The organism is Paraburkholderia sp. RHO2, from assembly GCF_050955445.1.
Lineage (GTDB): Bacteria > Actinomycetota > Actinomycetes > Mycobacteriales > Mycobacteriaceae > Prescottella > Prescottella agglutinans_A.
On the sequence record NZ_CP162617.1, the window covers coordinates 451,165 to 468,412 of the forward strand.

Genomic DNA, 17,248 nt, shown 5'->3' on the forward strand with positions numbered 1-17,248 from the left:
CGTGCCGCGAATAAGCGAAGATGCCCCGGCCACATCGATGCTGGACCGGATCGAGTTGGTACTCGAGGCGCTGGACGACAACGGATACCTGACGCTGAGTCAGACGACCCGACTCACGGGAATCCCCAGCTCCTCGGCGCACCGACTGCTCGAGAAGATGGTCTCGATGCGCTGGCTCAACCGGGTCGGTTCCCGCTACGAGCTGGGGGTGCGGCTGTTCGAGTTGGGGTCGCGGGCGATCCGGAACCACTGGTTCCACCGGGTTTCGCTGCCGATCATGCAGGAACTGCACCGGACGACCGGCGCGGTCGTCCACCTCGCGTTCCTCGACGGCGCCGACGGCATCTACTGGGAGAAGCTGTCGGGATCGTTCGGTGCCAACGTGCCGTCGCGGATCGGCGGACGCTACCCGGCGCACCGCTCCGCGGTCGGCAAGGCGTTGTTGACGCAGATTCCGTCCGAGGCGCTGGACGATCCGATGTTCGACCACGTCGAGACCGGAGTGGTCGGGGGACGTAAGGCGCTGCATGCGGAACTCGAGCGGGCCGCGTCCGAGGGCGTCACGTTCGACCGGGGCACGCTGTCGTCGTCGCTCGGCTGCGTGGGTGCACCGGTCTCCAAGGGGATTCCCAAGCCGGCCGCGATCTCGATCTGCGGTCCGGTCGATCGGGTGACGAAGGATCGACGCATGATCGAGGCCGTGCAGCGCGCGGCCGCCGCAATCGAGCGAGCGGCCCGCCAGGTCGACGCCGGCTCCCGCACCACGTGACAGGCGCTTCGCGCCTGTGCGCCTTTTCGGTGGGGCGAGTTCAATCGGTCGTTGCAACATCCCTGATCCTGGAGGGTGTTGCAGATGGTGTGGATCGGTCGGCCGCCGGCGCCGGCGCATGCTCGGCTGAAGTTCTGGCAGTGCCGTAGCGAGGGCGCGTCGACGGCAGCGGCCGCGGGTGCGGCATCGGTGGCGTATTCGACGGCGCAGCGGTGGCTGGTGGCGTCCGGTGGGGTTCGTCCCCGCCGGACGCCACCACCGTCGGGCCGGTACCTGTCCCTCGAGGATCGTGAGACGCTCTCCGAACTGCTGCAGGCCGGAAAGAAGCAACACGAGATCGCCGCGGCGTTGGGGCGGTCCCCGTCGACGATCAGCCGAGAGATCGCCCGGGGCACGAACAAGCGTGGCTACTACATCGCCTCCACAGCGCACCGGGCCGCCCAAGCGCGGGCGAAACGACCGAAACCAGCGAAGCTGAACTCGTGCGAGCGGCTGCGGACGTTCGTGCAGTCCCGGCTCGGGAAGAATCATTCTCCGGAGCAGATCTCACGCGCCTTGGTGCGTGAGTTCCCCGACGATCCGGAGATGCGTGTGTCCCACGAAACGATCTACCTCTCGCTCTATGTCCAGGCCCGCGGAGGACTCAAACGGGAACTGACACAGCATCTTCGGACCGGAAGGGTGTTGCGTCAGGGTAGCCGCAAGCCCGACGAGCGGCGGGGCCGGATCCCCGACATGATCAACATTTCCGAGCGTCCCGCCGAGGCCGGGGACCGGGCCGTGCCCGGCCACTGGGAGGGCGATCTGATCATGGGTGCCGGCAACCGGTCCGCGATCGGCACCCTGGTCGAACGTTCCACCCGGTTCGTGATGCTGCTGCACCTGCCCGACGGTCACTCCGCCGAACACGTCAACGTCGCGATGGCCGCCAAGATCCGGGAACTGCCCGCTGCACTGGCCCGCTCGATCACCTGGGACCAGGGCACCGAGATGACCCGGCACGCCCAGTTCACCGTCGACACCGGCGTCCAGGTCTACTTCTGCGACCCCCGCTCACCCTGGCAGCGCGGCTCGAACGAGAACACCAACGGACTGCTGCGCCAGTACTTCCCCAAGGGCACCGACCTGGCCGTTCACACCGCCGAGCGCCTGCAGTTCGTCGCCGACGAACTCAACGAACGGCCCCGCAAGACGCTCGACTGGCATACTCCAGCCGAGCGTCTCGACGAGGCCCTCGTTGCAACGACCGCATGAATCCGCCTGGTCCCAACTACCGAAAAGGCGCACAGGCAGCTTGCTGCCTAGCCCTTCCACCACGGGCGCAGCGGCACGTTCGCCTCGCCGTTCGGGCCGAGCTTGACGGCCAGCACCTGGTGCAGCTGGACGACGTTGCGCTCGAAGCCGAGCCGCGACCCGGCCATGTACAGGCCCCACACCTTCGCGGTGCCCTCGCCGACCTCGGCGACGCACGCGTCCCAGTTCTCGACCAGGTTGCGGCACCAGCCCGCGAGGGTGAGCGCGTAGTGCTCGCGCAGGTTCTCCTCGTGGCGCACCTCGAGGCCCACGTTCTGGATCTCGCTGATGATGCGGCCCGAGCCGGTGAGCTCGCCGTCCGGGAAGATGTACCGGTCGATGAAGTAGCCGGCCTTGGCGCCACCACGGTTGCCGGGGCGGGTGATGCAGTGGTTGAGCAGCCGGCCGCCCTCGCGCAGCTTGTCCTTCATGAACCCGAAGTACGCCGGGTAGTTGTGCACGCCGATGTGCTCGGTGAGCCCGATCGAGGAGATGGCGTCGAAGCCGGTCTCCGGCACGTCCCGGTAGTCGGAGAACCGCACCTCGGCCAGGTCGGACAGGCCCTCGTCGACGATCGTCTTCTGCGCCCATTCGGCCTGCTCGCGCGAGAGAGTGGCGCCGATGACCTTGACGCCGCGACGGGCGGCGTAGCGGACCATCCCGCCCCAGCCGCACCCGATGTCGAGCAGGCGGTCGCCTTCCTTCAGCCCGAGCTTGTCGAACACCAGGCGGTACTTGTTCTCCTGGGCGTCCTCGAGGCTCTGGTCCTCGGACTCGTACGCGGCGCACGTGTAGGTCATCGACGGGCCGAGTACATACTCGTAGAAGGTGTTCGAGACGTCGTAGTGGTGGTGGATCACCTCGGCGTCGCGGGTCTTGGAGTGGCGCAGACCCTCTGCGAACCGGCGCCAGCGGGGCAGGTGCTCCTGGGGCGGGGGAGCGATGGGGCGCAGGTTGTCCCAGCCGATGGAGCGCGTGATGGCCGCGAGTTCCTTCGCCGACGGGCGATGGAAGTGCAGGTCGGTCATCGCTTTCAGGATCGCGTACGGGTCGCCGGGGTGCACCCCGATGGCCTCGAGATCGCCCGAGACGTAGGCGCGGGCCATGCCGAGGTCGCCGGGGGCGGTGGCCAGGTAGGTGGTGCCGCGTGAGGAGCTCAGGTGCAGTCCGTACGGCGCGTTCTCCGGTCCGGTGGCGCTGCCGTCGTACGCGGTGAAGCGCAGCGGAATGTCGCCGTCGGAAACGGTTTCGACAATCTCGGCGAGGCTGAGCTTGGAGGCCGGGCTGGGGTTCTTCGTTCTGAGCGTCGTCACTTTCGTTGCACCGCCTTCGAATAGAGGTCCAGTAGTCGTGAATCGGGGTCGTAACGCTTCTTGATCTGTGGGTAGTGGTCACCGCCGTAGAGCAGCGCGAACTCGTCCTCGTCGTAGAACGATTCGGAGTACAGGGACTTGTGGCCGTCGAGTTCGCTGACCTTCTTCTCGATCAGGCGGTTCGCCGCGCCGACGGGCGCGCCCGGCTCGATCGGCACCGACGACCAGAATCCGACGTTGACGTAGGTGCGGCCGGGATCGAGCGGATACAGGGGCCACGGCCGCGGTGCGGCCTCGTGATTCGGCCGCGTCGCGTCCGCGGACGGGTGCGCGGGCTCGCGAAGACGCAACGGGCACAACCACAGCGGCTCGATCGGGATCTCGTCGAGGAACCACGTGAGGAAGTGTGCGCAGTTTTCGAGGGGGACCTCGATGTCCTGCACGACGCGCTCGCGCGGCGGCAGGCCCTTGCGGGCCTCGAGGCGGTCCCCGATGTCGTACTTCTGGTCGAGGCCGATGAGCTTCCAGTAGAAGCTGCTGCGGCGGTAGCGCTTCGGCCAGAATCGGCGGATCCTCGGGTTCTGCGTCCCGAACGCGCGCGAGCACCAGAACCAGTCGGTGTCCCAGCGCCACAGGTAGTCGTGGATCGTCAGCCGGTCCGTCTTGGGATGGTTCACGGACTCGTGCTGGATGGACCGGTAGTAGATGTCCATGTCGGTGTAGTCGCTGACCGGTCCGGGCTCGTCGGTCTGCACACCCAGGGTCAGGTACGCCTCGTCCGCCGTGAAGACCGTGCCGTCGAGGTAGTCGACGGCGATGCCGTCCCAGGTCCGCTCGGTGACGATGCGGTCCATCGTCGCCTCGAGTTCCTTCAGGTCGGTGAAGCGCACGTGCCGCAGGGCCACGTACTTCTTCACCGGCTCCAGCTCGATCCGGATGCGTGTCGAATAGCCCAGGGTGCCATACGAATTGGGGAAGGACCGAAACAGGTCCGAGTGCTCGCCGTCGGGGGTCGCGGTGACGATGTCGCCGCTGCCGGTGAGGATGTCGATCTCGAGCACGGATTCGTGCGGGAGCCCGTTGCGGAACGACGTGGACTCGATACCGAGTCCGGTGACCGCGCCGCCGAGGGTGATGGTCTTCAGCTGCGGCACCACCAGCGGGGCCAGCCCGTAGGGGAGCGTCGCGGCAACCAGGTTCTCGTACGTGCACATCCCCTGGACATCGGCGGTGCGGGCCTCGGGATCGACGGAGATGACGCCACCCAGTCCGGACACGTCGAGGCCTGGCGCGGTGCTCCTGGCACGCGCCCGGAACAGGTTGGACGTCTTCTTCGCCAGGCGCACGTTCGCATCGGGCGGGATCGCCCGGTAGCTGGACAGCAGGCGCTGGACCCCCGCACGATGCGCGGCAAGCCCGATTTCGCGGATACCACTCTTGGAGTTCCCCACACCCTGACGCTATCGCTAGTCCGAACGGTCGGCCATCGATATCCGGGTGAGTCGTTTTTCTGTAGCTATGCTAACGACTTGGTCGGCGGTGCCCTGCGGGCCGGCTCGATCGCGATCATTGCAGATAGGCGTGCAGGATGGGGGAGTACACCCGAGCAAGGAGGCCCCCAGTGGCACAGGTCAGCGCCAGCAGTTCCATCACCACGACGGCCGCTCCGGCGCGGGCGCTCGCAGCCCTGTCGGACTACGAGACCGTCCGCCCGCGGATCCTGCCGCAGCAGTACCGGGACTACCGCGTACTCGAGGGCGGCCAGGGCAACGGGACTGTCGCGCAGTGGACGCTGCAGGCCACCGAGAAGCGATCCCGCAACGTCGAGGCGACGGTGGCCGTCTCGGGCAACACCGTCACCGAGCGCGACGCGAACTCGTCCATGGTCACGACGTGGGAGGTCACTCCGTCGGGTACCGGCTCCACGATCACCACGACCACCGAGTGGAAGGGCGCCGGCGGCATCGGCGGTTTCTTCGAGCGCACCTTCGCCCCGATCGGACTGCGCAAGATCCAGGAGCAGACCCTCGCGAACCTGGCGCGCGAACTGGGCTGACGCCCCCGACGGACTACGCTGACGAAGCGACTTCAGAAAGGACCAGTCCAGTGCAACCAGGTGGACAGCCCGACATGCAGCAGCTCCTCGCGCAGGCGCAGCAGATGCAGCAGCAGTTGATGGCCGCGCAAGCGGAGATGGCCCAGGCCGAGGTGACCGGTCAGGCCGGCGGCGGTCTGGTGACCGCAACGGTCAAGGGCACCGGTGAGGTCGTCGGCATCGCGATCGACCCCAAGGTCGTCGACCCGGACGACATCGAAACGCTGCAGGACCTCGTGATCGGTGCGATCGCCGACGCGTCGAACAAGGCCCAGGAGCTCGCGGCGAGCAAGCTCGGCCCGCTGGCCGGCGGCCTGCCCGGGCTCCCCTTCTAAGAGGACCCCGCCTTGTACGAAGGTCCCGTCCAGGACTTGATCGACGAGCTGGGCAAGCTGCCCGGCATCGGCCCCAAGAGCGCCCAGCGCATCGCGTTCCACCTGTTGTCGGTCGAACCCCCGGAGATCGACCGGCTCCAGGCGGTGCTGCAGAAGGTGCGCGACGGCGTCCAGTTCTGCGTCGTGTGCGGCACGGTCTCCGAGGAGGAGAAGTGCCGCATCTGTGCCGATCCGCGCCGGGACCGGACCATGGTGTGCGTCGTCGAGGAGCCCAAGGACGTCCAGGCGATCGAGCGCACCCGCGAGTTCAAGGGGCGCTACCACGTGCTCGGCGGCGCACTCGATCCGCTGAGCGGTATCGGCCCGGACCAGTTGCGGATCCGGGAACTGTTGGCGCGCATCGGTAATCAGGAGGACGGCGTCGACGTCACCGAGGTGATCATCGCGACCGATCCCAACACCGAGGGCGAGGCCACCGCGACGTATCTGGTGCGGATGCTGCGCGACTTCCCGGGACTGACGGTGTCTCGACTGGCGTCGGGGCTGCCGATGGGCGGCGATCTGGAGTTCGCCGATGAACTCACCCTCGGCCGCGCCCTGTCGGGTCGACGCACGTTGTAGCCGAAGCCGGCTACCGCTCGTCCGGTGTGCCCCTGACCTGCTTGGTCTGGGGCACACCGTTTTCGGTGCCCTCGAGGGTCACCGTCTGCCGCAGCGAACGGATCAGGCTCGCCATCCCCGGGGCCTCGGCCGCGCCGGTGCGGACGATCCCGCTGACGGGCACGCGCAGCCGGTTGTTGATCTCGCGCATGACGCAGAGCCCGGTGCGCGGTGCCTCCGCGGCGGTGCTCGCGTAGAGCACCGTCCACGCACGCGGGTTGGTGATGACATCGAGGATTGCGGTGTGGTCGCGGGCGATCGGCGGGCCGAGTCGCAGGCGCCGGCCCACGTCGACGAAGGCGTGCTCCACGACGGTGTGGATCAGGACCTGACTCTGCCGCGGCGGAAGCAGCAGGGGGTACGGCGCGAGTTCGCTCAGTTCGACGGTGGAGAACGCCGACACCGGGTGCTGGTTGGACGTCGCGATCATCAGGTCCTCGACGCCGAGTTCGAGGGTCTCGAGCCCGGGCCGGTCCACCTCGCCGCGGATGAGCGCGATGTCGGCGTCCCCCGACGACACCGCCTCGATGCGGTCGGTGAAGTTCTTGATCACGAACTCGATGTCGAGGTCCGGGTGTTTCGCGCGGACGTGGGCGATCGCGGCCAGGCTCTGGGGCGCGAAGCTCATGCTGGCGGTGATCCGAATGCGGTCGCGAGGCTCCTTCGCGACGGCGAACGCCTTGGCCTCGAGGCTCAGCACCTCCTGCGCGATCGGGACCAGACGCGATCCGGCCGGCGTGACGCGGACGACCCGGGTGGAGCGTTCGAACAGCGAGGTGCCGAGCTCCTGCTCGAGCTTGGTGATCTGGTGGCTGATCGCGGACTGCGAGATGAAGCACCGTTTGGCGGCCTTGCTGAAGCTCAGCTCCTCGCTGACCGCGAGGAAGTACCGAAGCTGCCGGAAGTCCATGCCGACATCCTACTTATGAGCAATCGAGATAACTGTTTGTCGAATATCCCTGATAGCTGGCGTCAGGGTCGTTAGCGCTCCTACGGTGTCTCTCATACATCTCGACCAGGTCTCTCGAACATCTCGAGAAGGAGGCAAACCGTGAGCGAAACTGCAATCGACCGGACCGAAGTTGTGATCGTCGGGTCCGGATTCGGTGCCCTCGCCACGGCGAAGAAGCTGGCCAAGGCCGGCAAGCCGTTCGTCCTCATCTCGGAGACCACCGAGCACCTGTTCCAGCCGCTGCTGTACCAGGTTGCGACGGGTGTCCTCGCGGCCGGCGAGATCGCCCCGTCGGTGCGCGCGATCCTCGCGAAGTACCCCAACGCGGACGTGCGCCTCGGCCGGGTCGTCGACGTGCACCCCGAGGAGAAGGAACTCGTCTACGAGGCCGCCGGGGAGCGGCACACGCTCGGCTACGACTCGCTCGTCGCCGCCACCGGCGCGCGGCAGAGCTACTTCGGCCGCGACGAGTTCGCCAAGGTGACCTACGCGCTCAAGACCGTCGACGACGCCGAGCGCCTGCGCGCGCAGATCGTCCGGTGCTTCGAGGAGGCGCACACCACCACCGACCTCGAGCGTCGCAAGAACCTGCTCAGCTTCATCGTCATCGGTGCCGGCGCGACGGGCGTCGAGCTGGCCGGTCAGATCAAGGAGCTCGCGGGCCGCTACTTCGAGCAGTCGATCCGCGGCGTCACCGCCGACGACGTCACGGTGACCCTCGTCGAGGGTGCCGGCGTCGCGATGCCCGCATACGGCGGCAAGCTCAGCGAGTACACCAAGGAGTCGCTCGAGAAGTCGGGCGTCGAGGTGGTCCTGAACACGCTGGTGACCGACATCGACGAGCACGGTGCCACCCTCAAGGCGCACGGCAGCGAGACCGGTGAGCGTCGCACCGCCGAGACCATCATCTGGTCGGCGGGCGTGCAGGCCAACGACTTCGCGGCCGCGCTCGCCGAGCGCACCGGCTGCGAGACCGACCGTGCCGGTCGCCTGCTCGTCAACCCCGACCTCACCGTCGGCGGCCGCGCCGACATCTTCGCGGTCGGCGACATGACGTCGCTGAACAACCTGCCCGGCCAGTCGCCGGTCGCGATGCAGGGCGGACGCCACGTCGCGGCCACCATCCTCGGAAAGACCAAGCGCGGCACGCCGTTCAAGTTCCGCGACAAGGGCTCGATGGCGATCATCAACCGCTTCCGCGCCGTCACCAAGGTCAAGAGCATCGAGCTCACCGGCTTCGTCGCCTGGGTGCTGTGGCTCGCCGTGCACATGGTGTACCTCGTGGGCTTCCGCAACCGCTACGTCGCGGTGATGTCGTGGTTCGGTTCGTTCCTCGGCCACCGTCGCCCGCACTTCCACTACGCGCAGGAGGTCGGCCCGATCGAGGCGCCCGACGCCCGGATCCCCGAGGGCGAACCCGCCAAGGCGGCATAGCTCGGATCGAACGACGGAGGCGAAACAGCAAGTAATTCTTGCTGTTTCGCCTCCGTCGTTGTATGTGTCGGTCCGTCGTGTCCGGCTTGGCTCTACCCGTGGTGGTCAGATGACGGCGCCACCGTTGGGGCTGATGATCTGGCCGACGAGGTAGTGGTTGTCGCCGGCGAGGTAGACGGCGAGGGAGGCGTATTCCTCGGGCATGCCCAGGCGGCCGACGGGAATGATCTGGTAGAGGTTGCGCTTCTCGTCCTCGGTGGCCTTGTCGAGGTAGGCCTGGAAGGGCGGGGTGAGAACGCCGCCGCAGGCGATGGCGTTGACGTAGATCCCGGCACCGGCGACGTCGAGGGCGACGGTCTTCGTCAGGCTCGCGACGGCGGCCTTGGCGGCCGAGTAGCCGGGGCTGTGCGCGCTCGCGGTGGAGATGCCGGCGACCGACGCGATGTTGATGATCCGGCCGTAGCCCTGCGGCTCCATGAACTTCAATGCCTCACGGGTGCAGTAGAACACGCCGTGGACGTTGACGTCCCACCACTTGAGCCAGTCCTCGTCGGTCAGGCTGCTGGTGATGCCCATGGACTGACGCTCCATCGGGGTGGTGATGTAGGCGTAGTGCCGGCTGCGGCGGACTTCGTCCTCGGGAGCGTTCGGCACCCGGGCGGCGTTGTTGACCAGGATGTGGACGGTGCCGAACTGCTCGGCGGCGCGGGCGAACATGTCGACGACCTGGTCCTTGGACGAGACGTCGCAGCGCACGGCCAGGCTCTTGCGTCCCAGTGCCTCGATCTCGGCGGAGACCTCCGCGAGCTTGTCCTCCTGCAGGTCGCAGAGGACGAGGTCCGCGCCTTCCTGTGCCATCGCGAGGGCGATCGACCTGCCCAGGCCCTGTGCTGCGCCGGTGACGACGGCAACCTTGTCGAGTAGCTGCATGGCACGCTCCTAGTCGTTGGATATGCGAGATCCGCACCGGGACCGAACAGTTGGCGCTGATCGTGAGGGGGGCGTCCGTCTGGCACAGCTCTCGGCAACTGCGAAGCGGACGCGACAAGCGTTGGTGATGCGTGTCACGCTATACCGAACGCGTCACACCATCTTGACCCGGTGGGACAGATTCCTTGGCATTCTGAGTCGAATTGGGGAGATGGTGAGAGGACTGAGGGTCCGGATATCGGTTCTCAACGAGTACGTGGAACTGGCGCAGTCACTCGGGTCGGACCCGCATCCGATCATGCGGGAGGTCGGGCTCGATCCGGCGACCTTCGCGACCCGGGACGCGTGGATCGCCGCCCAATCCGTGAGCGACCTGCTCGAGCGCACGGCGACGGCGACGGCGTGCGACGACTTCGGCGTGCGGATGGCGGCGGATCGGAGGGTCTCCAACCTCGGGCCCGTGGGCATGGTCGCGCGGGAGGAACCGGACGTTCGCAGTGCGCTCGGGATCGTGCTCCGGCACATGAGGCTGTACAACGAGGCGATCCGGACGCGGCTGGTCGAGCTCAACGGGTTGGCCACTCTCCATGTCGAGGCGGCACCGGGGCTGGAACTGGGGCGTCAGTCGATCGAACTGACCGTCGCGTCGATCAGTCGGATCCTGGGCAGCTTCCTTCCGGACGGCTGGCGGCCGCTGTCCATCTGTTTCGTCCACGACGCGCCTGCCGAGCTCGACGTCCATCGCCGCGTGCTGGGCTCGGACGTCGCGTTCGGCCGCGACTTCAACGGCCTCGTCCTCTACTCGAGCGATCTCGACTCGGCGAACCCGCTGTCGGACCCCCTCCTGCGGCCGTACGCGCGGCAGTACCTCGATCTGCTCGCACCGCCGGAGGACACGTCGGTCGTCGGCCGGGTCCGGGACATGATCGAGGCGCTGCTCCCCGGCGGGAATTGCTCCGCGACGCGAATCGCCCGGAGCCTCGGCATGGACCGGCGCACGCTGCACCGGCACCTGGCCCAGTCGGACGAGACCTACACGTCGGTGGTGGACTCGGTCCGCGCCGATCTCGCGACGCGCTACATCGCCCGCGGCGGGCGGACCCTCACCGACATCGCCGGCGAGCTGGGGTTCTCCGACCTCAGCGCCTTCTCGCGGTGGTTCCGGCGCAGGTTCGGCCAGAGCCCGACTGCGTGGGCAGCGAACGAACGTGAACTCCGCTCGCGGTGACCGGGCGGGATCGCCGACGGCCGGGATGCCACGAACCCCGGTGCACATTCCGAGAGAACCGGGCTGTGCGCGAAGAAGTGTTCGCCGGCCAGCGATCTCACGGTCCTAGCGGCGTCTGGCCGAGCGGCACCCCGAGATCGCGCGGACGGTAGCCGACGGGGTAGCCGGGGTAGGTGCGGTTCTTCGGGTCGCCGGCTCCGGCGGACACCCGCCGTTTCGGGAGCAGGCGCACCAGGCCCGATCTCGCCCGCAGGCCGGCCTCCGCGACGGTCCGTACTCGCGCCGAGCCCTGCGGGAACCCGAACGCGGTGGACATGCGTTCGTCGATCAGCGCGTACACCGCGGTGGCGACCGGACGTTCGAGAATCGCGGGGTACCACGACTGGAACAGCCGCAGGGTGTAGGTGCCGATGCGGTGGTTGTCGTCGCTGTAGACGAAGTGCTCCCGCTCGTAGTCGGTCTTGAACCGGTGGAAATCCTGGAACGAGTCCGGAATGTCCTTGATGCCCATCCGGATTCCGACCTGGCGGTAGAAGTGGTACGAGGCCAGCCGTTCGTGGGGATGGAGGCGACGCCAGCCGTAGCGGTCGATCCAGTCGATCGGGTCGTACACGAAGGTCGACAGCACGTAGCGCATGTCGTCGTTCGCGATGGTGTACCGGCCGTGCATGCGGTTGATGTTGCGCAGCGACTCTCGCCCGCGCTCCGAGTCGTAGCCGTGCTCCACCAGCTCGCCCATCAGCAGCGCGGTGTCGTCGTACCGCTTCTGCGGTCGGTGCTCGAACTCGCCGGTGCGGGCGAGCAGCTCGGATATCGATGGCACACAGTAGGTTCGGAACAGGGCGAACTCGAGCGATCGCTGGTAGTCCCAGGGAAACTCGTAGCCGGCGGTGATGCGGAGGATGTCCTGGTGCCGGGACCGCGGGTCGAGGTTCTCGATCACCTTGACCCATCCCATCCGACCTCGGCCGGGGTGCGGATCGGGATCGGGGGCGGGGAAGCTGTGGACGCGTCGCGAACTGGTCAGCGTCACGGCGTCACCGACCGTGCCGGGCCTTGAGCATCCACGCCGAGATCTTCATGTCCCGGGCGGACCGCTCGAGGGTGAGCAGATTCAGTGGGGCCGAGAACTTCTGGACGGTGACCGCCTTGGGGTGACTGAACTCGCGGAGGCCGTCGGCGCCGTGGATGCGGCCGAATCCGGACTCGCCGATCCCGCCGAACGGGAGCGACGGGATCCCGGCGAAGCCGAGCACCGAGTTGACCGACACCATGCCGGCGCGCAGCCGGCCGGCGATGTCCCGGCCGCAGGAGCGGTTGCCGGTGAACACCGATGCTCCGAGTCCGTACGACGTCGCATTGGCCCGCTCGACGCCCTCCTCGACGTCGCGGACCTTGTTGACGACGACCGTCGGACCGAACGTCTCCTCGCACACCGCCGACGATTCCTCCGGAACGTCGGTGAGGATCACCGGGTCGACGAATCGATCGTGGACGGAGTCGATTCCGCCGATCACTGCGTGAGCACCCTTGCCGAGCGCATCGGCGATGTGGTTGCGGACAACGTCGACTTGCCGAGGGAGCGTCATCGGGCCGTAGGTGTCGTCGTCCGCCCCTCCCGGGGTGATGCGTTCGACCGCCGCGGTGAACTTGTCGAGGAACTGCTTGTACACCGGTGCGGCGACGTAGATGCGCTCGATACCGGCGCAGGTCTGCCCGGCGTTGCCGAACGCGCCGAACGCCGCGAACTCGACGGCCTTGTCGAGGTCGGCGTCCTCGGCGACCAGCATCGCGTCCTTGCCGCCGCACTCCGCGACGAGCGGGGTGAGGGTCTCGGCGCACACGGCCATTACCTTGCGTGCGGTGGATCCGGAACCGGTGAACGCGACCTTGTCCACGCCGGCCCGGCACAGGGCGGCGCCCGTCGGGCCGAGACCGGTGATCACCTGCAGCACAGGCTGGGTGGGCGCGAGTGAGTTCCACTTGGCCTCGAGCCACTTGCCGACGCCCGGGGTGAGTTCGCTGGGCTTGAAGACGATCGCGTTCCCGGCGGCGAGGGCGTACGAGATCGACCCCATCGGCGTGTACACCGGGTAGTTCCACGGGCCGATGACGCCGACGACACCGAACGGCTGGTAGCCGAGCGTGGCCGACTGGTTGGCGCTGACGAGCCCCGACGGCACCCGTCGGGGCTTGAGCACCTTCTTCGCGTTGCGGGCGGCCCAGTCGAGATGCTCGATGGCGAGCATCACCTCGAGCAGGGCGTCGTCGTGGGGCTTGCCGGTCTCGGCGGAGACGACGCGGGCGAGGTCGTCGGCGTCCGACGCGATGGCCTTCTTGAACTCGAGCAGCCAGTCGCGGCGACCGCGGAATCCCTGTGCGGCCCACCAGTTCGCTGCGCCGCGGGCTCGATCCACCGCGCCCGCGACGTCGGACTCGGTCATGGCGGGGTACTCGGCGAGAAGGGTCCCGGTCCGCGGATCCAGGCTCGCGAACGTCGAGGGGGAGTGATCGGGGGACGAGTCTGGGGCCGTGTCGCGCAGTTCTCGGGTCATGTCGAACTACCTCCGGATCTCCAGCGGGATCGCATCACATATATTTGATGTGATTTACTGTGGTGACGCTCACACTATTCGGCCCGGCGGGTGCGGACAACCCCCGCACGCGGTGTCCCGTCCCTCACCGGGCCACAGCGAACTCGGTCATTCGATTCTTCGCAGGCAGGAGGACGTCAATGACGATCGACTTCACCCCCGAGCAGCACGACTTCGCACGGGCGGTGGCCACGTTCTGCCGCAGGGAGTGTGGCACCCGCGAGCAGCGGGACGCGCTCACCGGCCGCGGCGAGCGCAGCCACAACCAGGATCTGTACCTGAAGATGGCCGATCTGGGATGGCTCGGGATCACGGTTCCCGAGGAGTACGGCGGTTCGGGTGGCACCGCGGTCGACATGTGCATCCTGCTCGAGCAGGCCGCGCGGGGGATGGCGCCGATCGGCGGCATCGGGCCGACGCTCATCACCGGTGCGGCATACGCGAAGTTCGGGACCGAGGCGCAGAAGCGAACCGTGCTCGGCGGCATCGTCCGTGGCGCCTCCGAGTCGATCTCGATGTCCGAGCCCGAGGCCGGGTCCGACGTCGGCAACCTCGCCTGCCGCGCCGAGAAGGTATCCGACGGCTGGCTGATCAACGGGCAGAAGACGTGGTGCTCCAACGCGCACTTCGCCGAGAACATCCTGCTTGTGGCCCGCACCGACCGCACCGGCTCCAAGCACGAGGGCCTGACCATGTTCCACCTGCCGGCGGACACCCCGGGCCTCAAGATCAGCGGCATCGCCACGATGGGTGGCAAGGAGGTCAACGACCTCTATCTCACCGACGTCCACCTGCCCGACGACGCCGTCGTCGGCGAGGTCGGCAACGGCTGGACACAGCTGATGACCGGGCTCAACATCGAACGGCTCATTCTCGGCGCGATGATGTTGGGCACCGCGCAGCGGGCGTTCGACGACACGCTCGAATTCATCACGCAGCGAAAGCAGTTCGGACGACCGGTCGGCACCTTCCAGGTGTTGCGCCACCGTGTCGCCGACCTGGCCACCGAGATCGAGTGCACCCGGCTGCTCGTGTACAACACGGCACGGCTGGTCGACGCGAACCCGACGAAGCTGTTCCCGCGGGAGGCGTCGATGGTCAAGCTCAAGGCGACCGAGACCGCGAAGAAGGTGGCGCTCGAGGGCATGCAGATGATGGGCGGATACGGGTACGCCACCGAGTTCGACATGGAGGGGCATGTCCGCAAGACGCTCGTGTCGTCGATCTACGGCGGCACCAACGAGATCCAGCGCGACATCATCGGCAAGACGTACGGACTGTAGGGAGTCGACATGGTTGCCCCGACGCGTCCCACACCGCCACTGCGCAGAACGCAGCTGTCCGAATCGGTGGCCACCTACCTGCGCGGTGCGGTCATGTCGGGTCGCTTACGGCCCGGTGAGTTCGTGCGACTCGACGAGACCGCTGCCGAGCTCGGGGTGAGTGTCACCCCGGTGCGGGAGGCGCTGCTGACCTTGCGCGGCGAGGGGATGATCGAGTCGGTGCCCAATCGCGGCTACGTCGTGTCGCCGCTCGAGCGCGACGACGTGCGCGACATCTTCTGGTTGCAGGGGCAGATCACGGTGGAACTCGCGGCGCGTGCCTCACGCGCCGCGACCGTCGACGATCTTGCGCGGCTGACCGCGCTCAACGATGCGCTGAGCGAGGCGGTGGACGCCGCCGATCCCGAGCGGATCGCGGACGCGGAGTACGAGTTCCACCGCGAACTGTGCCGGATCGGCGGCGGGCCCAAGCTCGCCTGGTTCCTGCTCAACGCCGCCCGGTACACGCCCTACCAGCTGTACGCGACCGATCCGGCGTGGGGAGCGCTGGCGGTGACGTCGCACACCAGCCTGATCGACGCCCTGCGCGCGGGCGACCGTGCCGCCGTCGTGCGGCACACCCGTATCCAGTTCGACGACGCCGCCCAGCGGCTGGTCGCGCACCTCGAACGAGTCGGGATCTGGGCGTGACCGATCCGCGACATGTCGCAGAGGGCACCGAAGGGCGACTCGACCTCGCGGACTTCGTCGGGGAGTCGATGCTGCTGATCGGGGCCGGCGCCACTGTCCTCCTGCAGCTTGCGGTGCCGGGCGTCGGGCGCGGCGTCGCCGAGCACAGCACCACGCTCGAGCGGCCGCTGGACCGACTGCGAACCACGATGACGTTCGTGTACGCCGTCACCCTCGGTACCGCCGAGGAGAAACAGACGGTGGTGCGCCTGGTGAACCGGGCGCACGTCCCGGTGCGGTCGAATCGGTACAACGCGTTCGACCCCGAACTGCAGCTGTGGGTGGCGGCCACCCTGTACCGCAACGGTTTCGACATGTACGAGCGGTTCTTCGGGCGACTGTCAGATGCCGACGCCGACCGGCTGTACCGACAGTCTGCCGTGTACGGCACGGCACTGCAGGTCCGGGCGGACATGTGGCCGGCGACCCGTGCCGAGTTCGATGCGTACTGGGACCGAATGATCGAGACCGCCACGGTGGACGACCAGGTGCGCGCGTACGTGCGCGGGCTGCTCTCCGGCGGCCGGGCACCGCTCCCGGTGCGGATGACGATGCCGTTGCAGCGCTTCCTCACCATCGGCATACTGCCGCAGCGGATCCGGGACCAGTTTGCGCTGCCGTGGAGCCCGCGCGACCAGCGCCGCTTCGACCGCGTCATGACGGTGTTGCCGGTCGTCTACCGCCGCCTCCCGCGTCCACTGCGCCAGATCACGGCCACCTACTACCTGCGGGACATGCGTCGGCGCCTGGCACGGAGCAGGCACCTGATCTGACCACGCCCGGCGGTCAGAGCGCCACGTCGCGTTCGAGGCCGAACCAGAAGTGCTCGCCGCCGTCGAACACCAACGTGCCCTTTCCGTTCATGACGCCGATGACGGTGTCGTCGTCGACCTTCTTGAAGTGGTCGAGCACCGGCATGCCGTCGTAGACCATGGTCGTGGTTACCTCGCCCCGGAAGACCACCTCCCAGAGGCTGGCCTCGCCGTGTCCGGTCCCGATGTCGGAGATCAAAGTTCCGGACTTGTCGCGGCACAGCAGCGGCTGGACATCGGATTCGCTCGCGAACGCCTTCCCGTACCAGTGGATGCGCTCGAGCAGCTCGCCGGTGCGGTGTCCGGTGTCGAAAGTGAACCCGCGCCAGCGGTATCCGATGAGATCGTCCGGTCGGCACGGCTCGAGCCGTGCCCACACGGCGTCGAGTTCGCGAGGATCGATCCAGTCGGTTCGGGTCCGGAGATCTGCCACGTCGTCCTGGATGCTCACGCCGAACCTCCCGTGTCGTCGCTGGAATCGCCGAACAGTGTCGCGAGCATCATCGTCCGGACCCGGGTCTCGTTGACCGGGGTGGACGCGAAGCGCATACCCGCCCCACGTCGAGGACGAGGCTCCGCGCCGCACGCGCCAGGAACCGGCACTCGGTGGCGGACAGTTCGGACCGCGTCTCACCGAGCAGGTGTGCCCACTCGTCGACGTTGAGTCGCTGCACGTTCCGTAGTTCTCTGCGCTGAGCATAGCCGGTTCGTGCGCACCGACTCGATCGTTCCGTGGAGGGTCTCGTGTGCTCGAGTCTGCTGGTGCCGGCCGCGATCGTCGCTCAACGCCGCCACACTGGCCGCACTCGACGAGGCGATGC

The 17,248-nt window shown here is 67.7% G+C and carries 17 protein-coding genes; 10 read left to right on the forward strand and 7 right to left on the reverse strand.

Features of this window, described 5'->3' with window-relative positions; genetic code table 11:
- Position 1 precedes the first annotated feature (1 nt).
- Both ABTV10_RS02035 and ABTV10_RS02040 read left to right on the forward strand, forming a co-directional pair.
- A complete protein-coding gene (locus tag ABTV10_RS02035; RefSeq protein ID WP_499032184.1) occupies positions 2 to 769 on the forward strand; it encodes an IclR family transcriptional regulator in 768 nt (255 codons plus the stop codon).
- 84 nt (positions 770 to 853) lie between these two features.
- Complete coding sequence (locus tag ABTV10_RS02040; protein WP_499028866.1) at positions 854 to 2,023, forward strand: IS30 family transposase; 1,170 nt, start codon at positions 854 to 856, stop codon at positions 2,021 to 2,023.
- Between the two features lie 47 nt (positions 2,024 to 2,070).
- Here ABTV10_RS02040 and ABTV10_RS02045 read toward each other — a convergent pair whose 3' ends face one another.
- Together ABTV10_RS02045 and ABTV10_RS02050 are read right to left on the reverse strand one after the other, a co-directional pair.
- Positions 2,071 to 3,375, reverse strand: a complete 1,305-nt coding sequence (locus ABTV10_RS02045) for a class I SAM-dependent methyltransferase (protein WP_499032186.1) — start codon at positions 3,373 to 3,375, stop codon at positions 2,071 to 2,073.
- Positions 3,372 to 4,826: an FAD-binding oxidoreductase gene (locus tag ABTV10_RS02050; protein WP_499032187.1), complete on the reverse strand. Its 1,455-nt coding sequence runs from the start codon at positions 4,824 to 4,826 to the stop codon at positions 3,372 to 3,374. The genes ABTV10_RS02045 and ABTV10_RS02050 overlap by 4 nt, the downstream gene beginning before the upstream one ends.
- 170 nt (positions 4,827 to 4,996) lie before the next feature.
- On the opposite strand from ABTV10_RS02050, the gene ABTV10_RS02055 reads away from it, so the two are divergent.
- The 3 genes from ABTV10_RS02055 to recR all read left to right on the forward strand — a co-directional run bounded on the left by ABTV10_RS02055 (position 4,997) and on the right by recR (position 6,426).
- A complete protein-coding gene (locus ABTV10_RS02055; protein ID WP_499032189.1) occupies positions 4,997 to 5,431 on the forward strand; it encodes an SRPBCC family protein in 435 nt (144 codons plus the stop codon).
- A gap of 74 nt (positions 5,432 to 5,505) precedes the next feature.
- The gene (locus tag ABTV10_RS02060) at positions 5,506 to 5,805 is read left to right on the forward strand and encodes a YbaB/EbfC family nucleoid-associated protein (protein ID WP_499032190.1); all 300 of its coding nucleotides are present in this window, start codon (positions 5,506 to 5,508) and stop codon (positions 5,803 to 5,805) included.
- Between the two features lie 12 nt (positions 5,806 to 5,817).
- Positions 5,818 to 6,426 carry a recombination mediator RecR gene (gene recR / locus ABTV10_RS02065; RefSeq protein WP_499032192.1) on the forward strand — a complete coding sequence of 203 codons (609 nt, stop codon included), beginning with the start codon at positions 5,818 to 5,820 and terminating at the stop codon, positions 6,424 to 6,426.
- Between the two features lie 10 nt (positions 6,427 to 6,436).
- Here the strand turns inward: recR and ABTV10_RS02070 are convergent, their stop codons facing one another.
- Complete coding sequence (locus ABTV10_RS02070) at positions 6,437 to 7,375, reverse strand: LysR family transcriptional regulator (protein WP_499032194.1); 939 nt, start codon at positions 7,373 to 7,375, stop codon at positions 6,437 to 6,439.
- A gap of 141 nt (positions 7,376 to 7,516) precedes the next feature.
- On the opposite strand from ABTV10_RS02070, the gene ABTV10_RS02075 reads away from it, so the two are divergent.
- On the forward strand, positions 7,517 to 8,851 hold the full coding sequence (locus ABTV10_RS02075; protein WP_499032195.1) for an NAD(P)/FAD-dependent oxidoreductase: 1,335 nt from the start codon (positions 7,517 to 7,519) through the stop codon (positions 8,849 to 8,851).
- A gap of 105 nt (positions 8,852 to 8,956) precedes the next feature.
- Here ABTV10_RS02075 and ABTV10_RS02080 read toward each other — a convergent pair whose 3' ends face one another.
- Positions 8,957 to 9,781, reverse strand: a complete 825-nt coding sequence (locus tag ABTV10_RS02080) for an SDR family NAD(P)-dependent oxidoreductase (protein WP_499032197.1) — start codon at positions 9,779 to 9,781, stop codon at positions 8,957 to 8,959.
- A 211-nt stretch (positions 9,782 to 9,992) separates the two neighbouring features.
- On the opposite strand from ABTV10_RS02080, the gene ABTV10_RS02085 reads away from it, so the two are divergent.
- The gene (locus ABTV10_RS02085; protein ID WP_499032199.1) at positions 9,993 to 11,009 is read left to right on the forward strand and encodes an AraC family transcriptional regulator; all 1,017 of its coding nucleotides are present in this window, start codon (positions 9,993 to 9,995) and stop codon (positions 11,007 to 11,009) included.
- 97 nt (positions 11,010 to 11,106) lie between these two features.
- Here the strand turns inward: ABTV10_RS02085 and ABTV10_RS02090 are convergent, their stop codons facing one another.
- Entirely contained in the window at positions 11,107 to 12,042 is a 936-nt protein-coding gene (locus tag ABTV10_RS02090; protein ID WP_499032201.1) for an oxygenase MpaB family protein, read from the reverse strand.
- A gap of 4 nt (positions 12,043 to 12,046) precedes the next feature.
- Complete coding sequence (locus ABTV10_RS02095; RefSeq protein ID WP_499032203.1) at positions 12,047 to 13,564, reverse strand: aldehyde dehydrogenase family protein; 1,518 nt, start codon at positions 13,562 to 13,564, stop codon at positions 12,047 to 12,049.
- Between the two features lie 179 nt (positions 13,565 to 13,743).
- On the opposite strand from ABTV10_RS02095, the gene ABTV10_RS02100 reads away from it, so the two are divergent.
- The 3 genes from ABTV10_RS02100 to ABTV10_RS02110 are packed head-to-tail and all read left to right on the forward strand — an operon-like array spanning position 13,744 to position 16,388.
- Positions 13,744 to 14,886: an acyl-CoA dehydrogenase family protein gene (locus tag ABTV10_RS02100; RefSeq protein ID WP_499032204.1), complete on the forward strand. Its 1,143-nt coding sequence runs from the start codon at positions 13,744 to 13,746 to the stop codon at positions 14,884 to 14,886.
- A gap of 9 nt (positions 14,887 to 14,895) precedes the next feature.
- Positions 14,896 to 15,576 carry a GntR family transcriptional regulator gene (locus ABTV10_RS02105; protein ID WP_499032206.1) on the forward strand — a complete coding sequence of 227 codons (681 nt, stop codon included), beginning with the start codon at positions 14,896 to 14,898 and terminating at the stop codon, positions 15,574 to 15,576.
- Complete coding sequence (locus ABTV10_RS02110; protein WP_499032207.1) at positions 15,573 to 16,388, forward strand: oxygenase MpaB family protein; 816 nt, start codon at positions 15,573 to 15,575, stop codon at positions 16,386 to 16,388. Before ABTV10_RS02105 ends, ABTV10_RS02110 begins: the two co-directional genes overlap by 4 nt.
- Before the next feature lie 13 nt (positions 16,389 to 16,401).
- On the opposite strand, the gene ABTV10_RS02115 is transcribed toward ABTV10_RS02110, so the two are convergent.
- The gene (locus ABTV10_RS02115) at positions 16,402 to 16,878 is read right to left on the reverse strand and encodes a DUF4334 domain-containing protein (RefSeq protein ID WP_499032209.1); all 477 of its coding nucleotides are present in this window, start codon (positions 16,876 to 16,878) and stop codon (positions 16,402 to 16,404) included.
- Positions 16,879 to 17,248 lie beyond the last annotated feature (370 nt).

Coding starts and splice junctions, on each gene's coding strand:
- ABTV10_RS02085 (WP_499032199.1), top strand. CDS start 9,993: ATGGTGAGAGGACTGAGGGTCCGGATATCGGTTCTCAACGAGTACGTG.
- ABTV10_RS02060 (WP_499032190.1), top strand. CDS start 5,506: ATGCAGCAGCTCCTCGCGCAGGCGCAGCAGATGCAGCAGCAGTTGATG.
- ABTV10_RS02100 (WP_499032204.1), top strand. CDS start 13,744: ATGACGATCGACTTCACCCCCGAGCAGCACGACTTCGCACGGGCGGTG.
- ABTV10_RS02070 (WP_499032194.1), bottom strand. CDS start 7,375: ATGGACTTCCGGCAGCTTCGGTACTTCCTCGCGGTCAGCGAGGAGCTG.
- ABTV10_RS02105 (WP_499032206.1), top strand. CDS start 14,896: ATGGTTGCCCCGACGCGTCCCACACCGCCACTGCGCAGAACGCAGCTG.
- ABTV10_RS02095 (WP_499032203.1), bottom strand. CDS start 13,564: ATGACCCGAGAACTGCGCGACACGGCCCCAGACTCGTCCCCCGATCAC.
- ABTV10_RS02080 (WP_499032197.1), bottom strand. CDS start 9,781: ATGCAGCTACTCGACAAGGTTGCCGTCGTCACCGGCGCAGCACAGGGC.
- ABTV10_RS02040 (WP_499028866.1), top strand. CDS start 854: ATGGTGTGGATCGGTCGGCCGCCGGCGCCGGCGCATGCTCGGCTGAAG.